Annotated in this window: 22 protein-coding genes; 11 read left to right on the forward strand and 11 right to left on the reverse strand. The window is 48.6% G+C overall.

From position 1 onward, the window contains the following. Window positions 1-139: 139 nt before the first annotated feature. The 5 genes from BP71_RS27180 to BP71_RS27200 all read right to left on the reverse strand — a co-directional run bounded on the left by BP71_RS27180 (window position 140) and on the right by BP71_RS27200 (window position 6,473). Window positions 140-1,192: a FecR family protein gene (locus tag BP71_RS27180; RefSeq protein WP_496384715.1), complete on the reverse strand. Its 1,053-nt coding sequence runs from the start codon at window positions 1,190-1,192 to the stop codon at window positions 140-142. Window positions 1,193-1,363: 171 nt separating this feature from the next. Further along, on the reverse strand, window positions 1,364-1,945 hold the full coding sequence (locus BP71_RS27185; RefSeq protein ID WP_496384716.1) for an RNA polymerase sigma factor: 582 nt from the start codon (window positions 1,943-1,945) through the stop codon (window positions 1,364-1,366). 271 nt (window positions 1,946-2,216) lie between these two features. Further along, entirely contained in the window at window positions 2,217-5,126 is a 2,910-nt protein-coding gene (locus BP71_RS27190; protein WP_496384717.1) for a PVC-type heme-binding CxxCH protein, read from the reverse strand. A gap of 46 nt (window positions 5,127-5,172) precedes the next feature. Beyond that, on the reverse strand, window positions 5,173-6,033 hold the full coding sequence (locus tag BP71_RS27195; protein WP_496384718.1) for a sugar phosphate isomerase/epimerase family protein: 861 nt from the start codon (window positions 6,031-6,033) through the stop codon (window positions 5,173-5,175). Between the two features lie 80 nt (window positions 6,034-6,113). Next, window positions 6,114-6,473 (reverse strand): YraN family protein, encoded by a 360-nt coding sequence (locus BP71_RS27200; protein WP_496384719.1) that lies wholly within the window; start codon window positions 6,471-6,473, stop codon window positions 6,114-6,116. A 162-nt stretch (window positions 6,474-6,635) separates the two neighbouring features. Between BP71_RS27200 and lipB the strand changes: the two genes are divergently transcribed. From lipB to BP71_RS27245, 9 genes are all read left to right on the forward strand, one after another. Beyond that, a complete protein-coding gene (gene lipB / locus BP71_RS27205) occupies window positions 6,636-7,361 on the forward strand; it encodes a lipoyl(octanoyl) transferase LipB (RefSeq protein ID WP_496384720.1) in 726 nt (241 codons plus the stop codon). Next, window positions 7,358-7,771 (forward strand): hypothetical protein, encoded by a 414-nt coding sequence (locus BP71_RS27210; RefSeq protein WP_496384721.1) that lies wholly within the window; start codon window positions 7,358-7,360, stop codon window positions 7,769-7,771. The genes lipB and BP71_RS27210 overlap by 4 nt, the downstream gene beginning before the upstream one ends. 84 nt (window positions 7,772-7,855) lie before the next feature. Further along, a complete protein-coding gene (locus tag BP71_RS27215; RefSeq protein WP_496384722.1) occupies window positions 7,856-8,590 on the forward strand; it encodes a 3'-5' exonuclease in 735 nt (244 codons plus the stop codon). 76 nt (window positions 8,591-8,666) lie between these two features. Continuing rightward, the gene (gene rnr, locus BP71_RS27220) at window positions 8,667-11,054 is read left to right on the forward strand and encodes a ribonuclease R (RefSeq protein WP_496384723.1); all 2,388 of its coding nucleotides are present in this window, start codon (window positions 8,667-8,669) and stop codon (window positions 11,052-11,054) included. Between the two features lie 225 nt (window positions 11,055-11,279). After that, window positions 11,280-12,176 (forward strand): 3-keto-disaccharide hydrolase, encoded by an 897-nt coding sequence (locus BP71_RS27225; protein WP_496384724.1) that lies wholly within the window; start codon window positions 11,280-11,282, stop codon window positions 12,174-12,176. 145 nt (window positions 12,177-12,321) lie between these two features. Beyond that, complete coding sequence (gene gldG, locus BP71_RS27230; RefSeq protein ID WP_496384725.1) at window positions 12,322-13,974, forward strand: gliding motility-associated ABC transporter substrate-binding protein GldG; 1,653 nt, start codon at window positions 12,322-12,324, stop codon at window positions 13,972-13,974. Window positions 13,975-14,080: 106 nt separating this feature from the next. Continuing rightward, on the forward strand, window positions 14,081-15,205 hold the full coding sequence (gene dnaN, locus BP71_RS27235; protein ID WP_496384726.1) for a DNA polymerase III subunit beta: 1,125 nt from the start codon (window positions 14,081-14,083) through the stop codon (window positions 15,203-15,205). Window positions 15,206-15,392: 187 nt separating this feature from the next. Next, on the forward strand, window positions 15,393-15,767 hold the full coding sequence (locus BP71_RS27240) for a BlaI/MecI/CopY family transcriptional regulator (protein ID WP_496384727.1): 375 nt from the start codon (window positions 15,393-15,395) through the stop codon (window positions 15,765-15,767). Between the two features lie 2 nt (window positions 15,768-15,769). Continuing rightward, window positions 15,770-17,641, forward strand: coding sequence for a M56 family metallopeptidase (locus BP71_RS27245; RefSeq protein ID WP_496384728.1), 1,872 nt, complete (start codon window positions 15,770-15,772; stop codon window positions 17,639-17,641). Between the two features lie 61 nt (window positions 17,642-17,702). Here BP71_RS27245 and BP71_RS27250 read toward each other — a convergent pair whose 3' ends face one another. After that, complete coding sequence (locus BP71_RS27250; RefSeq protein ID WP_496384729.1) at window positions 17,703-18,779, reverse strand: 2Fe-2S iron-sulfur cluster-binding protein; 1,077 nt, start codon at window positions 18,777-18,779, stop codon at window positions 17,703-17,705. Between the two features lie 140 nt (window positions 18,780-18,919). Next, a complete protein-coding gene (locus BP71_RS27255; protein WP_496384730.1) occupies window positions 18,920-20,146 on the reverse strand; it encodes a pyridoxal phosphate-dependent aminotransferase in 1,227 nt (408 codons plus the stop codon). A 182-nt stretch (window positions 20,147-20,328) separates the two neighbouring features. On the opposite strand from BP71_RS27255, the gene BP71_RS27260 reads away from it, so the two are divergent. Beyond that, window positions 20,329-21,855, forward strand: coding sequence for an RtcB family protein (locus BP71_RS27260; protein WP_496384732.1), 1,527 nt, complete (start codon window positions 20,329-20,331; stop codon window positions 21,853-21,855). A 16-nt stretch (window positions 21,856-21,871) separates the two neighbouring features. Here BP71_RS27260 and BP71_RS27265 read toward each other — a convergent pair whose 3' ends face one another. From BP71_RS27265 to BP71_RS27280, 4 genes are all read right to left on the reverse strand, one after another. After that, complete coding sequence (locus BP71_RS27265) at window positions 21,872-22,081, reverse strand: prevent-host-death family protein (RefSeq protein ID WP_496384733.1); 210 nt, start codon at window positions 22,079-22,081, stop codon at window positions 21,872-21,874. Continuing rightward, window positions 22,078-22,290, reverse strand: a complete 213-nt coding sequence (locus BP71_RS27270; protein WP_496384807.1) for a type II toxin-antitoxin system RelE family toxin — start codon at window positions 22,288-22,290, stop codon at window positions 22,078-22,080. Before BP71_RS27270 ends, BP71_RS27265 begins: the two co-directional genes overlap by 4 nt. A gap of 73 nt (window positions 22,291-22,363) precedes the next feature. Beyond that, complete coding sequence (locus BP71_RS27275; RefSeq protein WP_496384734.1) at window positions 22,364-23,611, reverse strand: BamA/TamA family outer membrane protein; 1,248 nt, start codon at window positions 23,609-23,611, stop codon at window positions 22,364-22,366. A 114-nt stretch (window positions 23,612-23,725) separates the two neighbouring features. Further along, a complete protein-coding gene (locus tag BP71_RS27280) occupies window positions 23,726-24,937 on the reverse strand; it encodes an NADP-dependent isocitrate dehydrogenase (RefSeq protein WP_496384735.1) in 1,212 nt (403 codons plus the stop codon). 115 nt (window positions 24,938-25,052) lie between these two features. Here BP71_RS27280 and BP71_RS27285 point away from each other — a divergent pair, with 115 nt between their 5' ends. Continuing rightward, the gene (locus BP71_RS27285) at window positions 25,053-25,646 is read left to right on the forward strand and encodes a 5-formyltetrahydrofolate cyclo-ligase (RefSeq protein WP_496384736.1); all 594 of its coding nucleotides are present in this window, start codon (window positions 25,053-25,055) and stop codon (window positions 25,644-25,646) included. The last annotated feature ends 130 nt before the right edge of the window (window positions 25,647-25,776 follow it).

The raw sequence follows: 25,776 nt of genomic DNA on the forward strand, positions 1-25,776 counted from the left end.
TCTGCTCACCGTCTGTCCAGGATCTCGTGAGCGGGCATTTTACCGAAGCCGGTAGTGGTGGTACACTATCGGTTTCTTTGTTTTTAGATCGGTCGGGTAGGTTTATAGTGTCATAGCTCAGGGTTTAGGTTTAAAAAACTCAGTCACAGCCGTGACCATTGATGAGAATACGTGTTCCTTTCACTTCGTAATTAGCTCCGTTGGATTTACAAACCAGGGCGAGCTTGTCGTACAGCGGCATTTCAGCCAGGTCGCCGGTAAACGTGCAATGCGCCACCTGATCGTTCGCGAATACGATCTCAATGCCGTAGGCCTCTTCCAGGCTGGCAGCTATCTTTTCCAGTTTTTCGTCGTTAAAAATCAGACTCGTTTCATCTGCTGTTGTAATCGCCTTCACCGGCTCGGGTACCAGGCCCGTCATCAGGTGTCTGCTCTCCGCAAAATAGGTAACCCGCTGATTAGGCGTCAGCACGACACCATTGTCCAGACTTTCAAGAGAATCACTTTCGCTGAATGCCTCCCGGTTTTCAAACACAGACACTTTTCCGGTTACTACTTCCACTTCCAGGGCTTTATCCTTATTGTTGGTTTTGATCCTGAAACTGGTTCCCAGCACGCGGGTGATAATTTTGCCACTGTACACGAGGAAAGGCTGGTCGGGGTTGCGGGTAATCTCAAAAAAAGCGTCGCCTATGAGCTGTACCGTGCGTTTATCGCCTTTGAATGCCGCCGGATAAATGATGGTACTACCCGGTTCCAGGATTACAATACTTTGATCGCTCAGCGTAACTTTTTTAGGCAATCCGGTTTGATTCGCTTCGGTCATTAGCTGCCCCTGGGGAGCTTGTACAAACATTTTTTCCTGCCTTACATCGGGCTGAATACCCTTTTTTCCCAGCAACGTCCAGTAACCGACCGCCATCAGCACCACCGCGGCGGCGGCGACATGCACCGTCACCCTCTGCCACCATTTCCGGTGTGTGAAAGGCTCCGCGTATTCGATCCCAGCCGTTTCAGGCCTTAGGTTACGAAGCATCCGGTCCTCCATTTCCGCCCGTTCCTGGTCGCCAAGAGCTGCGAGCACGTCGGCATTCATGCCTTCGTACCACAAATGGATCTTCAAAATTTCTTCTTTGGTGCATTTCCCTTCCCGGTATTTCAAGAGCAGAGCCTGCCATTCGTTATGGTTCATTGATGCGTGGTTTCAAAATCAGGTAAAACAGACCAGGGTCTTCTCATGGTAAGCCGGAAAAACACCTTAAACCCCTAAATAGATTTTAAAAAATATTTGAATAATCCCATCAAAGTCTGCGGAGGGGCTGAAAACTTCTTTGAATAATGCCAGAATGGAAAGTGGAGGGCGTCAGAACAGGCCCGAAGCCGCAAACTGTGCCAACAGCAGCACCATTACCTCTTTGAGATGCTGCCTGACCAGCCGGACCGACTTTGTCAGATGGTATTCCACCGCTTTTTCCGACAGGCCGAAGTGTTTCGCAATGCGTGCGACAGGCCAGTATTCTAATTTGTGAAGGCGAAAAATCTCTTGCGTTTTCTCGGGCAAAACATGGAGGCTTTCATCCAGAACGCGCAACAATTCGTCGAGCGCCAATTGATTTTCAGTATTTAAATCCTGGACATGAGAGGATTCATAGCAATCGAGATATTCGATCGTCGGGCCTTTGGCGCGGATATGATCGATAACCTCGTATCGTACCGCCGAGAAGAGGTAGTAGTTCAGATTCTGAATGCGTAACGTTTCCCTTTCCCGCCAGAGCCTCAGGAAGATGTCCTGTACGATCTCTTCCGCTGCTTCCTTGTTGTGAAGCTTACGATAGGCAACGAGGAACATTTCGTACCAATATGACTTGTAAATGGCCGTAAAAGCATCCGCATCGCCATTTTGCAATGCCAGGAGAAGGTGGTCGGCTTTGTCGTTATCCACCATTACAGCTTGGTTTGTTAGGGATCAGAGAAATAGGAATCTGGCAAAGTTATATTAATTATTTTTATTATCCAGTTATAGGATTTTCACGACCTGGAAAACCGACTGATAATGCGCGGCAGGGCCGACTGACGATTGGAAATCCGTCGGGTTGTGGTAATAGTTGGGCCGCCCGGCACTGAATGGCTTATTTTGTGTTGCATTTGCATCGTGCAACTATCCTTCGATCGCGCTCTGGAGGACATTAACAGCTTGCACGCTTACGCAATAGATTTCACTTAAAATTCAACAGGTACCCCGTCAAATCAGCCAGATCCTGCTCGTTGAGGCCCAGCGCTGTCGGTTCAGGCATGAGCGAGGATGGCATTTTTTCGCGGGACTTAATTTGATTCGCCTTGATGGTGTGCTGTTGTCCTGCCGCATCTTTCAACACTACATTCGCCCCGTCGCTCATGAGAAAACCGAAGTAGGTTTCGCCCTTTTGGGTAACGATAGTGTAGCTTTCATAACCGAAAACCATACTGGCCGAGGGATTGACGATCGCATCCAGCAAACCTGCTTTATCAAACTTTTTGTGAATAGTTGTCAGATCCGGCCCGATTTCGGCACCTGTCTTGCCATGCTTGTGGCACGCGGCGCAAGTTGTTGAGAAAATCTTCTCACCGTGAACCGGATCAGCATTCATTCTTGAGATAAAATCCGTTTTCAAAACCTTTCCATTTCTGGGGAAGAACTGGCTGGCGACAACGCGGACATTCTGATCGGGATTTTTAAATATAATGTCACTGACAGAACGGGCTATCGTATCGGGAAGCTGCCCTTGCACGCGCATATCCACCAGGATATTGCCCCCGTCTTTGTCCACGGCCATTTTTTGGGCGGTTTCAATGCGGTGCGCGATGGGTTGGTTTTTATCGGCTACCGTCTTTTTCAGATCGAGCATGTGCTTGTAGGCGGGTGTCATGACCTGCGCCGTGGCCTGATCCCAGTCCATAAGGTCGGCCCAATCGTTGCCTTTGCGGAAATTGATCCAGTAGGAGGCCTGGGACGCCACGTCCGGCAACGGCGATTTGGACAATGCGATCATCGCTTCCACGGCTTTTTTGTCTTTGATAAAACCAATGGCCGTCAATGCCTTCCGGCGCTCGGGCGCGGACACTTTGGCTGATCCCGCACGGGCTTTCAGCTCTTCCACAGCGAAAGACGGATGCAGGCGCCACGCCAGATTCGCCCGCTGCGGTGTCCAGTTCGGTGGATCCGCTTTAAATGCCTCGCGTACGTACATGTAGACTTTGTCCTCCTTACCATCGGCAGCTGTCCCAATCGCTTCCAACATCCAGGGATCTTTGCCATCATAGGCTTTGATCAAATTGGATGTACTTGCAAATGACTGATCATAAGGCACATCGCGCAATGCAATACCCACCTCCCGGCGAACGGCCGCATCGGGATCTTTGGACATTCTTTCCAGATAGGGTCCCTCGTTTCCAATGGATTTCAATGCGCGGAATGCAGTAAGCCGGTGTAAGGCATCGGGTGATAAAAGCATTTGAACGACTTCTGCTTTGCCTTTTTCACCCATTTGCGCCAATAACCAAATCGCACGGGCCCGGTGATAAGGGTTTTCCGAGGCAATCAGTGCTTTTACGTTGGGCACCGCTTCATTGCCCTTTGCCTTCAATCCCTCAAAAGCCAGTGCACGGACATTGATCGCAGGGTTTTTCAATGCATTGATAAGTCCTGCGGCGGTTTTGAAATCCAGTTGGGGTGTAGTGAGTTTTTTGCCTTTCGGAGTAATGCGATAAATGCGACCATACCCCTTTTTGTCCTTCATCGCATGCCCGCCCACGACAGGATCATACCAGTCGGCGATGTAAATGGCTCCGTCGGGGCCCACTGCCACATCGGACGGCCGGAACCATTTGCGGTAATCCTGGTCTGTTTCGTACCATTCGTAACGCTCCGAAACATTTGGAAACGAGCTGATGAGGTCGCGGCGTTGCAATGCAAAGCCCGCACCCTTTTTTTGAGGTTGGTAAGCAAAGACTACATTTCTCCCGGCCTCACAGCTCAGCAACGTGCCACGATAGTTCTTCCCCAGTTCATCCCCTTCATAAAACACAATCCCTGTTGGTGAGCCGGCACCGGAGTTATCCCCCGCAGGCATTACGCCCGGGTCTTCTTGATGCCAATGCGTTGTAAACATATCCTGCCCCGGGCGGCGATCGGCCTGCCAGTAACGCGTACCGTCTGCCGAAAAATAACCGGCATTGCCGTTTTCCTGCAAAAAGGAAACCCGGCAGGTAATTACCTGGTCATCATTATCATTCTGCCACATATTGCCGTAGCTGTCCAGACAGACCTCGTAGCTATTCCGAAAATTATGTCCGAGGACTTTCAGACCGGTCCCGTCCGGGTTAATGCGCAGTGCAAGCCCGCCTACCCAAATACGACCATCGTCCGATTTCTGGTTTCCTTCATTCTTCTTATTGTAGGGTGTGCCACCGGTGTAGAGACTACCGCTACGTAATGTCCAGCCACTCTTATCGGTGACCCGATGCGGCCCTGCATTACCGGTGTTGAAATAATAACGGCCATCCGGGCCAACGATCATTGAATGCAGGGAATGATCGTGATCGAAACCACCGAAACCGGTCAGGAATACTTCGCGCTTCTCGGGCTTGTCGTCTCCATCCGCGTCCGTGTACACGAGCAGGTTAGGTGCGCAGGAGACGATCGTTTTATTTCCTATTACGGCGATGCCCAGGGGCGCTGTCAGGAGTGAATCTTCGACATACACTTTGGAAGATTCGGCCTTGCCATCGCCATCCTTGTCTTCCAGAATCATCACCCGGTCACCTTTTTGTTTGTGACTGAGGCGTTCGCCCGGCTTGGTATTGAAGTCGCGGTAATTGACAGCCTCAGTGATCCAAACCCGGCCTTTGGCATCGATATCCATGTTGGTAGGGTTGTAAAACATCGGCGCCTCGGCCCACAGTGTTGCTTCCAGGTCATCGGGCACATACAAGCGCGAGGAGTCTTCTGCGATCGCGGGTGTGATGGAAGATTTCCGGGGCTGTTCTGTTGAAGAAGGAACGGCCAGGAATGCGAACGCGCCAAGGATCAGCGTGCCAGCCAGATAGGCAGTACGACTGAAAGACAATACATTAATGGAATGATGCATAAGTGGAATGCAGATCAACGGGCCGGTTACGGCCTAATGAGTATGGTTATTTAAATGAAAACAGCCCTTCGAGATACCTGCGGTTATGCTGATAGCATTCGACAATGTCGGCACCTTGCGGTGTGGCACCCTCGATCTGCATCCAGCCCTCATAACCAATATCCTTCACTGCTTTCGCGACACGCGGCCAATCCAACGGTCCTTCGCCTAACCGCTGTCCGTTTTCCTTCATATGGATCTCGCAGATCATATCCTTCCCCAGCATCGGGATTTCTTTGAAAATGTCATGGCCGGCGTCGGTTGAGTTCCTAAAATCGTAATACACCTTCACGGCTGGCGAGCCTACGGCCTGGATAATGTCGAGATGCTCCTGAGCACTGAGCCAGGATTCGATGCCCAATGTAATGCCCTGTTTTTCGGCATGAGGCGCTACTTTTTTTAAACGTCCTATCACCGCTTTTTTTCCGGCGTCATCATTGCGAAGGTCACCTTCGGAGAAAAAAGCCAGCAAAATTACTTTCACCCCAAGGGCCCCTGCCGCATCCACGCTGTTCCAGACCCATTCTTCGGTTTTCGGTTGTGATTTGTAGGGCACCCGGTTCAGCTCGCCGATCGCCAGACTCGATACTTTTACGCCCGTCCGCGCAGATGCATCCCGGATGCTCTGCAAGGTTTCCGGTACAGCAAGGCCTTTTTCGTTCTTTCCGGTATTGTAGCTCACCTGAATGCCCTGCAATCCGATCTGTTTCGCCCGGTCAAATGCCTCCGGATTGAGGGTTCGGCCTACTGACCAATCACAGGCGCCCAGCTGAAATTTGGGAGCCAATCGGGGTAATGTCGCCGATGCCAGCAGCAAAGCAGAACTCCTGATCATCTCCCGTCGGTTCAGTATCCAATCTTCTCTCATGATACCCAGATTTTGAAACACTTAAAGAATATCTTCAAAATCTGCTGTGATTTGGTTTCTACTTATGCCGTTGAGCGAAGCTAACGGCTGAATGCGTCTTCGATATGACGGATTTCGGTGGAGCCGTCAGGGAGGACGAGGATGGAAACGATGTCGAAACGGACATCGAATTGCCAATCGACGTCGAAAATATAGTTCTCTGCCGCCCGCATGACCAGTTTAGCTTTGGATGCATTTACAAATTCTTCGGGCATCCCGAATGCGGTTCCCGTTCGCGTTTTTACCTCCACAAAAATCAACATTTGGTCCTTCTCCACGATCAAGTCGATCTCCGAATGGAAGTTGCGGTAGTTTTTTGCCATGATCTGAAATCCTTTTTCAGTCAGGAAGGATGCTGCTTTACTTTCCCCCCAGCGGCCTGTTTCGTTGTGTTGGGCCATAAATTATTCGCTCTAATAACATGAGTTTGTTCGTATAACAAGCTTTCCGAACAATTACCCGATACATTTGTGTTAAGATTGAAGATATATCGGACTATGCATTAGACGCAGGACTTTTCAGAAAGTCACGGTTTATCCTGAAAAAATTTTGACAATGCTTCCATGAATGCCCTGATCAATAAAAAAGTACTTTTCCGCAACCTGGGATTGATCGACTACCAGGAGGCCTGGGATTACCAGGAAAAAATTTTTGCGGAAACGATTTCGGTTAAAACACAGAACCGGGGACTAGAGGTAGAAAATCAGCAGCTGACGCCCAATTTCCTGCTTTTCTGCCAGCACCCACATGTATATACGCTCGGGAAGAGCGGGAAAGCCGATCATTTGCTGCTGGATGAGGACGATCTGGCCGCAAAACAAGCCAAATATTACAAAATCAATCGCGGAGGCGACATTACTTATCATGGTCCCGGCCAGCTGGTGGGATACCCGATCCTCGATCTCGACAACTTCTTCACGGATATCCACATTTACATGCGGACGCTCGAAGAAGCCATTATCCTTACCCTGGCCGACTACGGGCTGGAAACCGGCCGCATTACAGGCCTCACAGGCGTATGGCTCGATTTTGATGAACAGAAAAATCCCAGGAAGATCTGTGCACTGGGCGTCAAGGCCAGCAGATGGGTCACGATGCACGGTTTTGCATTGAATGTGAACACGGATCTCTCCTATTTCGGAAATATCATTCCATGTGGTATCGATGACAAAGCTGTGACTTCACTGGCGGCCGAACTGGGACACGAGGTGGATTTAGAGGAAGTTTCAAATAAATTAAGAAACCATCTGGCACATTTGTTCAGTATGGAATTGCAAGCAGATTCATGAAGAAAGATATTATTTTTCATCCCGTCAAGGGAATACAGGTGGCGATCGTACGGAATGTCAACGAGTTGAATGCCGAAGAGTGGAACGTGATCGTGATCAACCGTAACGACGAGGCGATCACCAGCGTCTTTGTGACTTCAAAAGGGTACAGCAACAGCGAATCGGGGACAAGTACCGAACAACGCACTTCAACATTAAGGCATTTCTTTCCGGAAATCCCCGCGGGTGAGCATGTCGTTGTAGAGCCGATCATGCCAGACGTTTTTCATCTGAACAACGAGTTTTGGGTCAGCTACTTTATCGGCAGTCAGATCTACGACAAAAAATTCATTTTCGTGCCCGACAGCATTGTGGAGGAAAATATGATGACGATCGATCCGCCGGGGTTGGAAGGCGTATTGCACGAGTAACTATCATTTTGTGTGAGGTGCCGCATTGCGGGTTTCAATATTTTACATAATATTGAGAACCATCACTCTAAACTTCACACACTTATGATAGAAGATTTCAAAAAGCGAACCAAGAACTTCCTGCTGCTCGACATTGAAACCGTTTGCGCACAAAAGTCGTACGACCTGCTTCCCGAGCGTATGCAAAAGCTCTGGGACAAAAAGGCGCTCAGCCTGAAAAAGGGAGACGATGTTACAAACAGCGCCGACTATTTCTATGACCGCGGCGCGATCTATGCAGAGTTTGGCAAGATCATCTGCATGGCATTCGGTGGATACTATTGGAACGAAAAGGATGAAATTGCGTTTAAGGTAAGTAGCTTCTCCGGAGACGATGAAGCGCTATTGCTGCTGCAATTCAAAGCTTTGATTGAAAAATACCCGGCTGAACAGCTGATCCTTTGCGCCCACAATGGCAAAGAATTTGATTTTCCGTTTATCTGCAGGCGGATGCTGATCCACCAAATCGAAATCCCCAAAGCGTTACAGATTACAGGCAAAAAGCCCTGGGAACTTCTCCACCAGGACACCATGGATCTCTGGAAATTCGGGGATTACAAAAGCTTCACATCCCTTGATTTGCTCGCCGCTGTTTTTGACATTCCCGGAAGCAAAAACGAAATGAGCGGAAGCGAGGTGACAAAGGTTTATTACGAGGAAAATGATCTGGCTAAAATTTCCCGATATTGCAGAGAAGACGTGGTCGTTCTGGCGCAGCTTTACCTGCGTCTGAATGGCCTCGATCAGGTACCTCCCGAAAACATCGTGAGGGTTGAATGATGACTCCGGCTGCCGGCTTTCGGCCGTCGGGGTGAAGTTTCGCATTTGGCGGAACAAATAGCTATTTATAGAATACATGAGAGAAAAGAAAAACAAAAAGAAACTCCATCCGGAAAAAAGAGAGGCTGTGACGCCTCATCATATCGTTTCTTATATAGATAATTTAAAGGCGGATATCGCCGCATTTTTTGATCTGAACAGCGAACATTCATTTCGTCCGTTCGATGTTCACGACCATTTTGGAGTACACGACAAGAAGGTCAGGCTGCTTTTCAACGAAATCCTGCATGAACTTGAACAGGACGGCGGATTGATTTATAACAAAAACGGCACCTATGCAGCTGTTCTTCAGAAGGCTGCACCAAAAGGCCTGACAGGTCGCGTCGACAGAGTTAATAAGGGCTTTGCGTTTGTGGTCATAGATGGTCGCGACGATGATATTTATGTCGACTCGGAACTGCTGAATGGCGCCTGGGACGGGGATATCGTGCAAGTGCAGCCTCTTTCGAGAAACAGCCGGAATTCAAAGTCCAGGAATGATTCGGGCAAAAACAGAACCGAAGGCCGGGTTACAGAGATCGTACAGCGGTCCGGTGCCGAAATTGTCGGTATCATTGAAGTGAATCCTCGTTTCGCTGTGGTACAGCCTGATAACAAGAAGCTTTTTGACCCGATTTTCCTCGAACCGGACGAAATCGGCGAAGCCCGCCACGGCGATAAGGTCATCGTAAAAGTGACAGAATGGCCCACCCGGCGAAGCCAGGCAGAAGGCGAGATTGTTTCCGTACTGGGCCAGGCTGGCAATAACGATGTCGAAATGCACGCGATCCTGGCCGAATTTGGTCTGCCGTATCATTTCCCTGAAATTGTAGAGGCAGAAGCACAAAAAATTCCGGACAAGATTGCCAAAAAAGACATCGCCAAACGTCGTGACATCCGTGACATACTGACTTTCACGATCGACCCCGTAGACGCCAAGGATTTTGACGACGCGTTATCGGTCCGATACCTCGGCGAGGATGTAGTAGAGGTAGGCGTGCACATCGCGGACGTTTCACATTACGTGTTGCCCGGAACAGAGCTCGAAAAAGAAGCCTATCGCCGCGCGACTTCTGTTTATCTGGTCGACAGGACAGTACCGATGCTTCCGGAGAAACTTTCGAATAACCTCTGTTCACTACGTCCTAATGAAGACCGCCTCGCATTTTCCGCCATTTTTGAGATCAACTCAAAAGGCAAGGTATTAAAAGAATGGTTCGGCCGAACCGTGATCCACTCCGACCGGCGTTTTAGCTATGAGGAGGCGCAAGCCGTGTTGGATTCCGGTGAAGGCGATTTTCCCAAAGAACTTACTACGCTGAATACCCTGGCCAAAGTTTTCCGGAAAGAGCGCTTCAAAAAAGGCGCTATCAACTTCGAAACACCGGAAGTACGTTTCCGCCTGGACCCCGAAGGTAAGCCGCTGGGCATTTACCAGAAAGAAAGGCACGATTCGAACAAGCTGATTGAGGAATTTATGCTTTTGGCTAACAAACGAGTGGCAGAATATGTGTTTTCGCTTTCAAAAGGCGAGGTGAAAAACACGATGGTGTACCGCATCCACGAGGCACCCGACCCCGACCGCTTGCAGACGTTCGCGAATTTTGTGGCCAAACTCGGCCTCAAACTGGAACTGGAAGAGGAAAGCAAAATCGCAAAATCCATGAATGCCATGCTTGCGAAGGTAGAAGGTAAGCCGGAGCAAAACCTGATCGAATCCCTGGCCGTTCGCACAATGGCGAAAGCACGGTACAGTACCGAGGACATCGGTCACTTTGGACTGGCATTCCGCCGTTATTCGCACTTCACCTCACCGATCCGCCGCTACCCTGATGTAATGGCGCACAGGCTGTTACAACATTATCTCGACGGTGGTGGCAACGTGGATAAGGAGGCCTACGAACAGGCGTCGAAGCATTCATCCGAACGTGAACGACTTGCTGCCGAGGCTGAACGGGCGTCGATCAAATACAAGCAGGTCGAGTTTATGAGCATGATGGACCGCGACAAGGAGTTTGACGGCATCATTACCGGCGTGACTGAATTCGGCATTTTCGTGGAGATCACAGAAACAGCTTCCGAGGGATTGATCCGGATGACCGACCTAGGCGATGATTTTTATGAGCTCGATAAGGATAACTACCGCATTATCGGACAGAATACCAAAAAGATATACACTTTTGGAGATGCCGTAAAAGTGAAGGTAAAGGATACCAACCTGGCACGCCGGAGCATGGATCTGTACCTTGCAGGAACAAAGCCGGGTCGAAGAAGCGAATTCAGCCGACCCGGGTTTAGTCGGGACAATGACAGAAGGCCGCGCGACCGCAAGCCAAAAGAGCCACGTGGCTCAGGCAGGGTGAAAAGGAGTGGTGGTGGCGGAAGCGGAGACAGTTCGCCGAAACCGAAGCGGCGGAGGCGGTAGTTAATTTTGGACTAAACTTGCTGCAATTACTCGCCGTTTCAGATCATCGACACGCTCGGCGAGTGGCTGCGTTCCTTCTATCCAGGCTACTTTACATGTATCCTGGTCTTCTGTTATAATTAAGGCACCGTCCCGAAGGTAGAAAACTGCCTGATGTACCTTCCAATTGTTGTCCATATCCCCTATTTCGCTTATCAAATGGTATTACCTGCAAAAACTTGCTCCATGGCTCCTAAAACTTTCCTGTTGTTCCTCATCTCCCTATTATCCCTGACAACCAAAGCCCAAAAAGCAGCCGACACAGAAGACTGGCAATCCCTCTTCAATGGTAAGGACCTAACCGGCTGGGACGTGAAAATTGCAGGCCATAAGGTCAACGACAATTATAAAAATACCTTCCTCGTCGAGGATAATATGATCAGGGTGAACTATAAGGAGTATGATAAGTTCACTATGGAATATGGCCATATGTATTATAATAAGCCCTATTCGCACTACAAGATCCGTTTACAATATCGCTTCACCGGTAACCAGGTGCCCGGCGGAGCTTCCTGGAATGTGCGCAACAGCGGCATTATGTTGCATTCGCAACCTGCAGCAAGCCTGGGATTGGACCAGGATTTCCCGATTTCCCTTGAAATGCAATACCTCGGTGGCCTGAACGCCGGCGAACGCAATACCGGCAACCTCTGCACGCCAGGGACGATCGTCGATATCGACGGCAAACTGGCCGAAGCGCATTGCATTAATTCAACTTCGAAAACCTACAATGGCGACCAATGGGTGACCGCGGAGGCGATCGTCCTCGGCGATTCGATCATTTATCACCTGATCGAGCGGGACACTGTGCTTGTTTATACCAATCCGCGTGTTGGAGGTGGTTATGTGGGTAAAAACCATACTTTCAAGGACGGCAAAGTCGGCAATGAGGCCGAATGGATCAAAAAAGACGGTACCAGACTCGGTAGCGGGTATATTGCATTGCAAGCCGAAAGCCACCCTATCGATTTCCGCAATATCGAACTGCTCAATCTGAAAGGCTGCATGGATCCCAAAGCCACGAACTACAAGTCGTATTACGTGGCGTCCGACAATTCGGCCTGTACCTATAAAAAGAAATAACCTGAGATGAAGGAACAATAAAACCTCATTGATTTTCGGTTTTTTATATTTTTGCAAGAATGGACATTCAAACGCCTGGCGGCGCGCCCCAAACGTCTGAATCGTCCATTTTTTGTTTAAAAATCTCCCGATAGCCTTTGTGCTAATGAAAAATACCATTACCCGGTTTGTAATGCTAGTGGTTGTCCTGGCCGGGGTCAATTGGCTGGCTTCGTCGTTTTTTTTCAGGTGGGACCTTACCGAGGACAAGCGTTACAGCATTTCCGAAGCAACCAAACAGCTTTTGGGAAGCCTGGAAAAGGACGTGATCGTGAATGTGTACCTTTTCGGGGACTTTCCCGCCGGCTTCGAACGCCTCGAAAGCGCCACGCGGGAGACTTTGGAGGAATTCAAGTCCTATGCCAACGGGCATCTGATCGTCAACTACTCCGATCCTTCGGACGCCACCAGCGAGGAGCAGCGTCAGAAACAGTACGTGAACCTTATCGACCGGGGTTTGAACCCGACCAACGTTTTCGCGAATGAGGATGGTAAGCGTACCGAAAAAATCATTTTTCCAGGTGTGATCGTGCAGACAGATACGCTCTCGGTACCCGTTCAGTTGCTGAAAGGCAATAAAACAAGCTCCCCGGAAGAACAGCTGAACCAGTCTTACGAAGGTGTTGAATTTGAATTGGCCTCGGCCATTCGTGTACTCGCGAATCCCGAGCGGAAAAAGGTCGGCTTTGTCGTAAGCCATACCAAAATACCGCCCGCCCGCCTCAGCGATATTATCGCGACCATTCAGCAGAGCTATGACGTGTTTCTGGACATGAACAATCCTGAATCGTATGAAGGGCTGGACGCACTGATCATTATGAAACCCGACAGCGCGTTTTCGGAAGAAGACAAATACAAGCTGGATCAGTATGTAGTGGGAGGCGGTAAAGCACTTTTTTTCGTGGACGGCGCACGCGTGGATAGCGTGAGCCTGGACGGCAGCTATGCCCAACCGCTTGATCTCAATCTCGGCGATTTGTTTTTCAAATGGGGTATCAGGCTGAATACGAATCTGGTTAAAGATCTCAATTGTGCGCAAATCCTGCTGAATGTCGGTAATGTCGGTGACAATCCGGAAATAAGGCCAATGCCATGGCGATTTTTCCCGCTTTTGAACAATTTTGGAAAACATACCACTACGCGGAATCTAAACGCCGTATATACAAGATTTCTGAGCTCGATCGACACCGTCGGCGGCGCGGGAGGCATTGCAAAAACACCGCTGTTAATGTCCTCGCCCTACACGCAGGTCCTGAACACACCCGCGCTCGTAGGTTATAATGAGGCACGTAAAGATCCGGAACCATCGGAATACCGGTCGGGTGTGAAACTTGCCGGCATATTATTGGAGGGAACATTCAACTCGCTTTTTCAAAACCGCATTCTGCCGGGCGATCCGCGGGCAGCGAAGTTCAAGGCGAGCGGTAACGCCGGAAAAGTCATTATTTGCTCCGACGGCGACCTGATCGTCAACGACTATGATTATAAAAGGAATGCCCCATTACCGCTTGGCTATGATCGGGTAACGAAACAGACATTCGGAAACAAGGATTTCGTGTTACATGTGGTCGATTATATGACCGACGCCAACGGTCTCATCAATGCACGCGGCAAGCAAATCTCGATAAGGGCTTTGGACAAAATCGAGATTCAGGAAAACAGGAAGTTCTGGCAGGCGTTGAATCTGCTGCTTCCCGTAGTACTAATTGGTATTTTCGGAGCCATCAGATATTTTCTAAGAACCCGAAAATTTGGGTGAGACCGGCCGGGGCTATGGTAATTTTTCATACTTTTGTTCCCTACAAAATGATTTTCCGGAATCTTCCTTATATAAATCTATCAACTAAACACTTACGTCACGAATTATGAAGTTTGTCGTTTCGTCATCAGTTCTACTCAAACAGCTATCGGCTATAAACGGTGTCGTTTCAACGAACCCAATTGTCCCAATCCTAGAAAATTTCCTTCTCACACTCGAAGGAAATTCGCTGACCGTTACTGCATCCGACCTTCAAACCGTTATGATTACGGAAATTGAAGTGGAATCATCCGAAAAAGGCGCAATTGCCATTCCGGCCAAATTATTGCTCGATACCCTGCGCGGACTGCCCGAGCAACCCATTACACTACAGGTGAATGGTGAAACATTTGGTACTGAAATTATCTCCGACAACGGACGCTATAAACTTTCGGGAGAAAACCCAATCGACTTTCCAAAGACACCGGTTGTAAACCGGGGCCAGTCTGTCGATTTTTCTTCGTCATCTTTGGGGGCTGCCATATCCAATACGCTTTTCGCCACCAGTACTGACGATCTTCGCCCGGCTATGACAGGGGTTTTCGTGCAAATGGGTGCAGAGAGTGCAACATTTGTAGCAACCGACGGTCACCGCCTCGTTCGCTATCGCCGCACCGATATCAAATCGGACATCGATACGTCGATGATCATCCAGCGGAAGGCACTGAACTTGCTGAAATCCTGTCTTCCATCTGAAGACGTGCCGGTAAAGGCGGAGTTCACCTCTTCTAATGCATTTTTCAGCTTTGGTAACATTCGCATGATCTGTCGGTTGATCGACGAGCGTTTTCCCGACTATGAAAACGCGATCCCGACTAATAATCCGAACACGCTTACGATAAACAGAATGGAAATCCTCAGCTCTCTGAGACGTATCTCCATTTACTCCAACAGAACGACACACCAGGTTCGCCTGAAAATGGCGCTGAACGATCTGGTTATCTCTGCGGAAGACCTCGATTACTCCAATGAAGCCAATGAGCGCCTGATGTGCGAATATAATGGCGACGATATGGAGATCGGGTTCAATGCGAAGTTCCTGATTGAGGTGCTAGGCAATCTTTCCAGCAAGACCATTACCTTCGAACTTTCCGCTCCAAACCGTGCCGGGCTCATCATTCCGGTAGATCAGGAGGAAAACGAAGACATCCTGATGCTCGTGATGCCAGTGATGCTGAACACCTACGTTTAGCAGATCATTCAGCAAAATACATTTCTAGGTCCGGCCGCAATGCCGGACTTTTTTATTACCAAAACACTCATAAACAACCAGTTATTCGATATTTTCATGTTATTACGAAAAAAATCGTAGTAAAGGCTTGCATGTACGATTTTTTTCGTAGACATTTGGTACGAAGATTATCGTAATTAAAATCACCATGTATATCAAGCCCACCGACTCTGAACTGGAAATCCTGAACTACCTGTGGCAGGCAGGTCCAAGTACCGTACGTGCCGTGCATGATGCCCTTTCCGAAACCAAGGATGTGGGTTATACCACGACCTTGAAACTTATGCAGATCATGCACGACAAGGGGTTGCTCTACCGCACGGAGCAAGGACGATCGCACATTTACGTGGCGCTTCTCGGCCAGGAAGAAACACAACAAAATCTTGTAGGTAAAATGGTGGAAACACTATTTCAGGGTTCCGCCGCGCAGATGGTCATGCAGGCACTGGGGAATCACTCGACCTCGAAGGAGGAATTGGATGAAATTCGTGCGTTATTAAATAACCTGGAAAATAATCGTTAGCCATGAAATTATTCTCTGATCTATTGCCCGGACCAGCTGTCTCCGCCCTTGGCTGGACACTCATCCATTCTATCTGGCAGGGTACACTGCTGATGCTGATTGCCGTCGCAGTTTTCTATCTACTGCGAAAAAAATCGGCCAACACCCGCTACCTGACTGGCGTAGGCTTCCTATTCGCGCAGTTCGTCGCCTCGGCCGCAACATTCATATATTACTACCCTAAAACCATTACCGCCATTTCAAATGCCAAGTATCTGGCAAGCTACTCTGCATTATCCGCATCCCGCACATGGGAGCAAGTTTCACGGGACCTTCCCATTACATTTAAAATACAAATGTGGCTGACGGCCCATTTACATGAGTTGGTCATTTGCTGGCTCATCGGTTCCGGTATTCTGTTGCTACGGTTTGCCGGTGGCTGGATATTTACTGAGCAGCTCCGCCTGAATGCCAAAGTCGTGATGGACAAAGAATGGCGGGCGAGGTTTGGAGTGATCATCGCTAAAATGAATATTTCCAAAGCAGTTGAATTCCGTGAAACGGCCAAAGTGCTGACACCCATGGTCATCGGTGCATTTAGTCCGGTGGTACTCATCCCGATTGGCCTGCTCTCAGGATTTTCGACCGCCCAGGTCGAAGCGATCCTCGCACATGAGCTGGCACATATACGGAGAAACGACTATCTGATCAACATGCTGCAATCGTTCGTGGAGGTAATATTTTTCTTCCATCCGGCCATCTGGTGGCTGTCTGAAAAAGTCCGCGCGGAACGTGAGCATTGCTGTGATGACATTGCCCTGGCGGTATGCGGAGACAAAATGTCGCTGGCTCATGCCCTTGTGAAAGTAGCTGAATGGCAGGCTGCTCCGGGATTGGCGATGGCTTTCGCGTCCAGGAAACCATTATTGCTGCACCGTGTGCAGCGCGTTCTGGGGCTAAACCCAAAACCAGCCCGGACGTTTTCAAGCTTACCTGCGATGATTTTCGCGATTGGATTGGTGATTGGTATTTCAGCCTATGCAGTGGCTCAGAAAGTCGAAAAGGACAAGGAGAAAAAAGCGGCAAAGCATATGGTCGATAAAAAGCGGAAGCCCGCCAAAACGCAGATCCGCAGAGAACAAGAAATGGAGGAGATGGCCGAAGTAGCTATCGAAGAGGATATTAACGAAAATATAGAAGCACGGCTGGCAGAAGTCGATACCGACATCAGAGAAATTGAAATACATTTTGAGGAACCTGGCAATGACACGCTGGATCGAAAGACCTGGGAGCTCAGCCGGAAAATCAGGGCAATGCATGAAGAATTGAAACCGCTGCATCAACGGCTGGAAGAGTTAAATCTGGAAAAAGAAAAGCAGAGCTTTGAGACGGAGCGGTTTGAACGTGAAATCCAGAAAATTGAGTGGAAAAAACAACGCGCGGCGGAATTGAGAATGGATTTAATGGAAAAACGGTCCGTCATATTTAATCAGGATGCCAAGGATTCGAAGCTCAGCGAGGCAGATCTGGACAAGCAACTGGCAGATTTCGAGCAGCAGATCAAAGCACAGGAACAGGTCATTTCAGATTTGAATAATCAAATCGCAAATGCAAAAAAAGAAGCATTCAGAGCCGAAGAGCCGGTACGTAAGCTGGATCGGGAAATCGAAGAGGTACACTACAAGATCAGTGAACTCGGCAAGAATATCGGACTGGAAACATTGAGCTACCAGAAAATGCGAGGTATTGATGAGCGCCCGCGTGTGGCACGTGTAGCCCGGTCAGGACGCATACGTGTGGGTACACCTCCACCGCCAGCAAAAGCGGTGCCTGCTCTACCAGCCAAACCGGCCCCGGCGCCCAAACCGCCGTTGCCACCTAAAAAAGACGAGTAAAACAAACGGGCAGCGATGATATCGCTGCCCGTTTTGGTATATAATATATCAAGATCGGGTCCTATTCAACTTCAATCACCACGTCATCGCTCATGGGGTGCGTCACGCAGGTGAGAATGAATCCTTCGCGTACTTCCGCCTCCGAAAGCGCGTCTTCCTCATCCATCTGTACCTTACCCGACGTACATCTGCCCATACACGCCGTACACATGCCCGCCTGACAGGAGTAAGGCAGATCAATGTCCATATTCAATGCCGCCTCAAGCACAGTCTCATGCGGTTTTACAGACAGCTTATATTCAGCTCCTTCATAAAACAATGTGATCTCGCGCGTTTTTGGCGAATCGTCATCTTCTCCTTCCGTTTCCACTGTTACCTCCCCTGGTTTCGCAGATGTGGCCGTGACAAAGCTCTCTTTCCTGATTTTACCGTCGGGCACCGCCAGGATCGAAAGTGCCCTATGCGTCTCCTCCATCATATCTTCCGGCCCGCAAATAAAGTACTCCGCCTCCTTTTTATTCAGGGCAGGGAGCTTTTCGATCATTTTCAGCACATGGCTTTTATTCAATCTGCCTGTTTCACCTACCCAACCTTCCTCTGGCTGGCTTAAAGTATGAACGACTTTAAAGCGACTCCCGTATTTCTTTTCCAAAGCCACAATTTTGTCCCTGAAAATAATGGTATCCTCTTTCCGGCTTCCATAAATCAGGAAAACCTCGCTTTCGGGTTCTACCATTAAAATGGACTTCAAAATCGAAAACAACGGCGTAATGCCACTTCCTGCACCGATGAACACGACCTGGCGAATCTGATCATCTGCCTGTTTCGGAAAGAAATGGCCCATTGGCTCTAAGGTTTCCAATACATCCCCTTCCTTGATCGTGTCGAGCAGCAGATTGGAAGCATAGCCTCCCGGAACGCGTTTAATCGTAATGGCCAACGCCACATCCGTATAGGGCGAGCTCGACATTGAGTACGATCTCCGGATCTTTTTGTCTTCAAAAGGCAACAACAATGTCAGGAATTGTCCCGGCCGGTATTGCACTACTTCATTGATGGGATGCCAGAAATGGATTGTCGCGGCTTCCTCGGTCTCTTTCTCTACTTCTTTGACTTTTAAAAAATAATATTTGCTCATTGTTGGCGGTCGGCTATCGGCAGTTGGTTGCCGGCCTTTTTATTTTAGTATGATGGTGTGCAGATACAAGTACTTATTCAATTTTCAACACAAAAGCCTCACAGGTAACACCCATGAGGCCTTTATGATTTCATTTTCGATTATTTTAAAGTAGCTACCGCATCTTTGATACGCTGTACCGCCTCCTGCAACGCTTCATCCGCAGCCGCAGTGGAGATCCGGATGCAGTTAGGCGCTCCGAAACCGGAACCTGCTACCGTTGAAACGTATGATTTGTTCAGCAACCAGTTTGCGAAATCGTCCGAGTCTTTGATATCAGTCTCTCCGTCCGACTTCCCGAAATAGTAGCTCACATCCGGAAATGCGTAGAATGCACCCTGAGGTACATTTACTTTGAAACCGGGAATTTCTTTCAACAAGCCTACCACCAGGTCTCGGCGGCGGTGATAAGCCTTCGCCATTTCAATAGAGGGTTCCTTAGGTCCGTTGAATGCCGCTGTTGCCGCTTTCTGTGCGATGGAGTTGGTTCCCGAAGTAACCTGTCCCTGCAATTTCTCAACACCTTCGGCGATCCATTTGGCCGCTGCGATGAACCCGATACGCCAGCCAGTCATAGCATACCCTTTCGCGACACCGTTCACAGTAATAACACGGTCTTTCAACGCGGGAATTGACCCGATGCTGAAATGGCCCTCATCCGTAAAATTGATATATTCGTAGATTTCGTCAGCCAGAACATAAATATCCTCATGCTTTTCCAGCACGGCCGCGATTTCTCTTAATTCTTTTTCGGAATAAACAGCGCCTGTCGGGTTGTTCGGCGATGCGTACATCACGATTTTCGTCCGTGGTGTGATCGCTGCTTCCAACTGGACAGCAGTAACTTTGAAGTCATTTTCAAATGCGCCATCCACGATCACCGACTTGCCTTCCGCCAGTTTCACCATTTCGGAATAGCTCACCCAATAAGGTGCAAAAATCACTACTTCATCACCTGGATTGATCAGCACCTGGATCACATTAGCCAGTGAATGCTTGGCACCAGTCGAAACCACGATATTTTCTGGCTTCCAATCTATATTATTGTCGCGCTTTAACTTGTCAGCAATGGCCTTTCGCAGATCAGGATAACCTGCTACCGGTGAATAACCATGAAAACCATCGTCGATGGCCTTTTTGGCAGCCTCGCAAATGTGTGCGGGCGTCTTGAAGTCTGGCTCTCCTACGCTCAGACTGATCACTTTGTGGCCCTGGGCGGCCAATTCACGGGCCATTTTGGTCATCGCCAGCGTCGAAGATTCTTCGAGGGCGTTGATGCGGTCGGCCAACCGGGGCTCCACCTGGGTTTGCTCTGCTACTGCGGACATTGCAACGTTTTAATTTAGTTAAAGAAGGTACTGCGAACTGTATCAACAAATTGCCCGCAAAGGTACGGGTTTTTTAGGAGTTGTATTGTATTATGCAATGAAAGATTTATTGGCCTCGCATCAGTTAGCATACGGCGAGTCGTATGCGCTTGAAATCGCAGGCCTAACAACGATATTTGTCCATGGATACACCCATCACCATTGAAGAAATCATTTTCTTGGCCAATGTGCCTGAAAATCTGCATTCAGCATTCCTGCGCGTAGCGAACGGCTTGCACGAGCGTGCGAAATATCCGAAGGAGAAGGTCTTTCTGATGCTCGTCAAAATGCTCAATGCTCCGAAAAAATATGCCTTTTCTAAAAATAAGGTGACTAACCTGGCCCAGATGGTTTATGACCTCAAAAGGAGCGGGACCGAAATCACATTGACGGACCATGGCAAGGAGTTGCTTCTCAATGAGGAGGCAGTACTGACTTTGGAAGAAAAGGAGCCTCAACAAAAAAACACTTTCAACCTTCGGGACGATAAACTGCATTACGCCGTTTTTGGCAAAGAGCACATCGAAGAAGGTGCACTACTACAAATGGAAACGGCCGTTAGCTTACCCATTTCGGTCGCTGGCGCATTAATGCCAGACGCACATCAGGGTTACGGCCTGCCCATCGGCGGCGTACTCGCCACGGAATCCGACAAAGTGATTCCTTACGCCGTAGGCGTCGACATAGCGTGCCGGATGTGTATGTCCGTTTTCGACATTCCGACTGACTACCTCAAACGCGAACCACATTTCCTGAAAAAGATCCTGATCGAAAACACAAAATTCGGGATGGGTGGCGAAATGGCTAGAAAATACGATGAAAGCGTAATGGACCAGCCGGAGTGGGAAGCGACCAAAATCATCCGGGGGCTCAAAGATAAAGCATACCGGCAACTCGGCACGTCCGGAACCGGTAACCACTTTGTAGAATGGGGTGTTGTAGAAGTATTTGAAAATGATTCGCTCTTGAATTTACCACAAGGCGAATATCTCTCATTACTCTCACATTCCGGCTCCCGCGGCTTTGGCGGAAACATTGCCAACTACTATTCTAAACTGGCGATGCAACGAACAGTACTGCCTAAGCAGGCAGCCCACCTCGCCTGGCTCGACCTCAATAGCGAGGAAGGCCAGGCCTATTGGATTGCGATGAACCTTGCCGGCGATTATGCGTCGGCGAACCATCATGAAATCCATAACAAAATGGCGAAATCGCTCGGCGAAAAACCGCTCAAAATCATCGAAAACCACCATAATTTCGCCTGGAAAGAAAAGCTGGCTGACGGCCGCGAGGTAATCGTCCACCGCAAAGGCGCCACCCCTGCCAATTCCGATGAGCTCGGCATCATTCCCGGTTCTATGAGCCAACCGGGTTATGTGATCCGGGGAAAAGGTAATGCAACCTCTCTAAACTCCGCGTCGCATGGCGCAGGACGCGTCATGTCGCGCACGAAAGCGTTTACCACAACTACCCGGAGTCAGATGAACAAAATTTTGCAAGACAATGGTATTCAACTGATTGGAGGGGACCTCGATGAATCTCCAATGGTTTACAAGAACATTGACGACGTGATTGCTGCCCAAACCGACTTGGTGACAGTGCTGGCGAAGTTCTCGCCTAGGATCGTACGGATGGCCGACGCGAATAGGAAAGAAGGGCGGGAGGATTGATGTTGTTAAGCTAAAATCAATCAATTCCCAGCTGTGTTTTAACATCGTTCAGGCTATGCCAGTTCTTATTTTCAGCATTGATTTTCACTGCCTTCAGGTAGTCCGCCAGATCCTCTACAGTATCGAAGTCTGAAAATTCATTAATTATATTTTCATATTCCTCGATTGGGAGCAATGCAAACTTCGGCTTGCCGTCTTCCTCAATGATTTGCGCATGTAGGTTCATTCGTATATATCTTTTCGGTGGCCAACATCTATCACTTCGACGATCTCAATTTCAACGTATTTGTTAAAGAGAATTCTGTAATCACCTACTCTTAAACGAAAAATGGCAAGTGGGTGATTTTTCAGACATTTAACATTACTTTTTGTAAGCGGAGAGGCAGCCAGCTCTTCGAGGTGCTTGATAAGTTTCGCAGCATCTTTTCGGGGAATAACTTACAGGCCCTTCAATGCCCGATCCGTGAAAATCAGCCTGTACATATGGAAGCATAGTGTGTTTATAAAGTTAAAACACCTCTCCCAAATTCACAAACAACCCCCGTGAGCCATCCATTCCAAACCCGTAGTCAATACCAATATTCGCTCCGGAAGTCTTATTGACCTTTATTCGAATTCCCAGCCCTCCCGCAGGGGCAATCTTGCGAAAGCTTTTAGAAGGCCAGTCCGAAACGCTCTGCGCATTCGCAAAAAGTACACCGCCGAAAAGACCGTTTTTGGTTAATGCAAATCGATATTCGGATTCAAAATAAAGGAGATTGGTACTGCGGAAGCGACCCTGAATGTAGCCACGACCAATGTTATTGGTAGGATCCCAGCCGGTAGCGGGAAGGTCGAGATAGGGTGGCTTCCCGATGGTGAGCCAGTTGTAATTCCAGAATGCAAGGGTGTTCTGGCTGCCATAGGGTAAGTTGAAATACCTGCGTACATCAATTACCACCGACTGCCAGTTATTGGTACTCCCCAGTGCGGTCATATTCGGCCTGAACTGGACATTGGTATAAAACCCTTTTAAGGGATTAATAGAGTTTGTTCTGCTATCATAAGCCACCGTCATGAGCGGCCCTGTCGAAGATGACTTATGACCCAGCCCATATGCATCGACATCCTTGTTCTGTTCTTCTTTATTGACCTGCTTGATTTGCCAGCGCTTGTCATAAGCGAATCCAACACCTACAAAAAAGGACTTTCCGATCCGCTTCAGCACTGACTGGTGGAGCCGGATGTGTTTGTATTCAAGCCGCGTCGCTTCGCTTAATCTGCTATCCGACCCCAGGCCGTATGTGTCCTGAGGATATTTGAAAAACCGCCAATCGACGAGAAAGTTGTAATTATTATTTCGAGACCAGATGTTTGCCTGCACCGGGATGGTCATCTGCTTGTATTCGGTGTAGATAAAATTGGTCGTAATGCTGGAAATATTGGTCGTTTTGGGGCTGCTGGTGTAAAAGGCGATATTCGCATTGAGCGATCCGGTCAGACCCGATGAAAGCGTGTACCCCCCAGCCGGTACTAAAGAAAATATCGGCTTCCCCGACCTAATTTTGGGCACCCGAACCGCCGAGTCGGACTTATCTTTCGTTTTCCACTGCCTGAAAATGTCAATCAGGTCCTTTTGAACCGCTTTACGAACAGAATCCTCTCCGGAAACCGTGTCCGCACGCATCAGCGCGTTTCCCGAAACATAGTTCATACCCTTCAAACCATTCATGGTCAGTACGATTAAAAGGCTCACTATGTAAAAAGTCTTAATCACTGGGTCGGGTTTATTAGGCACATTCCTAGTAATATATAATAAAATAATACCTGCCACAAAAAAAGCCACCGGCTTCTTGCGAAACCAGTGGCTTTATACTATGAAATATGGCTTTTATGCTAATGCAGCCTTCAGGTTTGTATCGATAGCTTCCAGGAATTCCTCTGTGTACAGGTAATGCTCACCGTGTTTCACATCGTTTCCATAGATGCCGACTGCCAAATCCTTGGTCATCTGCCCGCTTTCAACCGTTTCGATACACACTTTTTCAAGTGCGTTAGCGAAATCGATCAGTGGCTGGTTGCCGTCTAGTTTGCCACGGAACGCCAATCCGCGAGTCCATGCGAAAATGGACGCAATTGGATTGGTCGAAGTTGGCTTACCTTTCTGGTGCTCGCGGTAGTGACGGGTCACGGTTCCGTGTGCAGCTTCCGCTTCCATGGTTTTGCCATCAGGCGTTACCAGTACGGACGTCATCAGACCCAGCGAACCGAAGCCTTGTGCAACAGTATCCGACTGAACGTCACCATCGTAGTTTTTACACGCCCATACAAAGTTACCTTCCCATTTCAATGCAGAAGCAACCATATCGTCGATCAGACGGTGCTCGTAATGAACTTTTCCTTTGTATTCCTGCTCGTATACTTCCTGGAAAATATCCTTGAAGCGTCCGTCGTATTTCTTAAGGATTGTATTTTTGGTAGAAAGGTAGAGAGGCCATCCTTTATCCAATGCTACATTGAAGCATGAACGTGCAAAGCCACGGATCGACTCGTCGATGTTGTACATAGCCATTGCTACACCGGGACCTTTGAATTGGTACACCTCGTGCTCGATCACTTGCCCGTCCTCACCTTCGAATTTGATCGTCAGTTTGCCTTTTCCGGGTACGACGAAATCCGTAGCGCGATATTGGTCGCCAAATGCGTGACGTCCTACGATGATAGGTGCAGTCCAGTTGGTAACTAATCTTGGAACGTTTTGCATCACGATCGGCTCACGGAACACAGTACCATCGAGGATGTTACGGATGGTTCCGTTAGGCGATTTCCACATTTGCTTCAGGTTGAATTCTTTTACGCGGTCTTCATCAGGAGTGATTGTTGCGCATTTGATACCCACACCGTATTCTTTAATGGCGTTGGCTGCATCAATAGTTACCTGGTCGTTGGTTTCGTCGCGGTACTCAACACCCAAATCGTAGTATTTGATATCTACGTCGATGTAAGGGAGGATGAGCTTTTCCTTGATAAACTTCCAGATAATGCGGGTCATTTCATCGCCATCCAGTTCTACGACGGGATTGTCAACTTTAATTTTGCTCATGTCTTAATTCTATACAATAGTTAAAGATTTTGAAATCAGACCGTGAAAGTACGAACAATAGAATAAAAAGGCGAAATTTCCTCCACTTACATACCCAAAAAGACGATAGTACCGGATGAAAAAGGATGCACTACGAAAGGAATTTTTACAAAAAAGAAAGGACGCCGACGAACAATGGCTGATCAAAAAAAATGCCCTGATCGCGCAGGAAGTCGAAAAATTTGTTCAGAATAATCAGTTCAAAACACTTCATACATTTCTGCCGCAGCTAGGTTCGCGAGAAATCCACACCTTTTACATTATCGAGTCACTCCGCGTTTCCTTCCCCTCAATGCGCATTGCCGCGCCTTACATTATCCCCGGTACACGCGAAATGGAGCATTTCCTTGTCACACCCTACACGCATTTGATCACAAACCAATGGCGGATCCCGGAGCCTGATCCGTTGACTTCGCAAAAAATCCAGCCGGAAGAAATAGACATTGTCCTGGTCCCCCTCCTGGCGTTTGACCGTAAAGGATACCGCGTCGGTTATGGCGGAGGTTATTATGACCGGTTTCTATCCCAAACCCGCCCCGATTGCATCAGAATGGGCCTTTCATTGTTCGAGGAAGTGAATGAAATAGTGGATATTGATGAGTTTGATATTCCACTCGATGCGTGCATTACACCTGAAAAGCTATGTGATTTCAGAAGTCCAAAAGCCTAGTAAACTTGTCTGAAATGTGGGCTTTGGCCGTTCCTTCCTGAATTTTAATGCATTAAACAGGCAAATTTTCCTATCATTCTAAAAAACTGCGTAAATTTGCGGCACTTTTCGCAACGGCGGCGTACGCTGT

This window comes from Dyadobacter ginsengisoli DSM 21015 (assembly GCF_059568735.1).

Bases quoted from the DNA above. Each gene is read 5' to 3' on its own strand.
- BP71_RS27180 (WP_496384715.1), bottom strand. From the start codon at position 1,192: ATGAACCATAACGAATGGCAGGCTCTGCTCTTGAAATACCGGGAAGGG.
- BP71_RS27185 (WP_496384716.1), bottom strand. From the start codon at position 1,945: ATGGTGGATAACGACAAAGCCGACCACCTTCTCCTGGCATTGCAAAAT.
- BP71_RS27190 (WP_496384717.1), bottom strand. From the start codon at position 5,126: ATGCATCATTCCATTAATGTATTGTCTTTCAGTCGTACTGCCTATCTG.
- BP71_RS27195 (WP_496384718.1), bottom strand. From the start codon at position 6,033: ATGAGAGAAGATTGGATACTGAACCGACGGGAGATGATCAGGAGTTCT.
- BP71_RS27200 (WP_496384719.1), bottom strand. From the start codon at position 6,473: ATGGCCCAACACAACGAAACAGGCCGCTGGGGGGAAAGTAAAGCAGCA.
- lipB (WP_496384720.1), top strand. From the start codon at position 6,636: ATGAATGCCCTGATCAATAAAAAAGTACTTTTCCGCAACCTGGGATTG.
- BP71_RS27210 (WP_496384721.1), top strand. From the start codon at position 7,358: ATGAAGAAAGATATTATTTTTCATCCCGTCAAGGGAATACAGGTGGCG.
- BP71_RS27215 (WP_496384722.1), top strand. From the start codon at position 7,856: ATGATAGAAGATTTCAAAAAGCGAACCAAGAACTTCCTGCTGCTCGAC.
- rnr (WP_496384723.1), top strand. From the start codon at position 8,667: ATGAGAGAAAAGAAAAACAAAAAGAAACTCCATCCGGAAAAAAGAGAG.
- BP71_RS27225 (WP_496384724.1), top strand. From the start codon at position 11,280: ATGGCTCCTAAAACTTTCCTGTTGTTCCTCATCTCCCTATTATCCCTG.
- gldG (WP_496384725.1), top strand. From the start codon at position 12,322: ATGAAAAATACCATTACCCGGTTTGTAATGCTAGTGGTTGTCCTGGCC.
- dnaN (WP_496384726.1), top strand. From the start codon at position 14,081: ATGAAGTTTGTCGTTTCGTCATCAGTTCTACTCAAACAGCTATCGGCT.
- BP71_RS27240 (WP_496384727.1), top strand. From the start codon at position 15,393: ATGTATATCAAGCCCACCGACTCTGAACTGGAAATCCTGAACTACCTG.
- BP71_RS27245 (WP_496384728.1), top strand. From the start codon at position 15,770: ATGAAATTATTCTCTGATCTATTGCCCGGACCAGCTGTCTCCGCCCTT.
- BP71_RS27250 (WP_496384729.1), bottom strand. From the start codon at position 18,779: ATGAGCAAATATTATTTTTTAAAAGTCAAAGAAGTAGAGAAAGAGACC.
- BP71_RS27255 (WP_496384730.1), bottom strand. From the start codon at position 20,146: ATGTCCGCAGTAGCAGAGCAAACCCAGGTGGAGCCCCGGTTGGCCGAC.
- BP71_RS27260 (WP_496384732.1), top strand. From the start codon at position 20,329: ATGGATACACCCATCACCATTGAAGAAATCATTTTCTTGGCCAATGTG.
- BP71_RS27265 (WP_496384733.1), bottom strand. From the start codon at position 22,081: ATGAACCTACATGCGCAAATCATTGAGGAAGACGGCAAGCCGAAGTTT.
- BP71_RS27280 (WP_496384735.1), bottom strand. From the start codon at position 24,937: ATGAGCAAAATTAAAGTTGACAATCCCGTCGTAGAACTGGATGGCGAT.
- BP71_RS27285 (WP_496384736.1), top strand. From the start codon at position 25,053: ATGAAAAAGGATGCACTACGAAAGGAATTTTTACAAAAAAGAAAGGAC.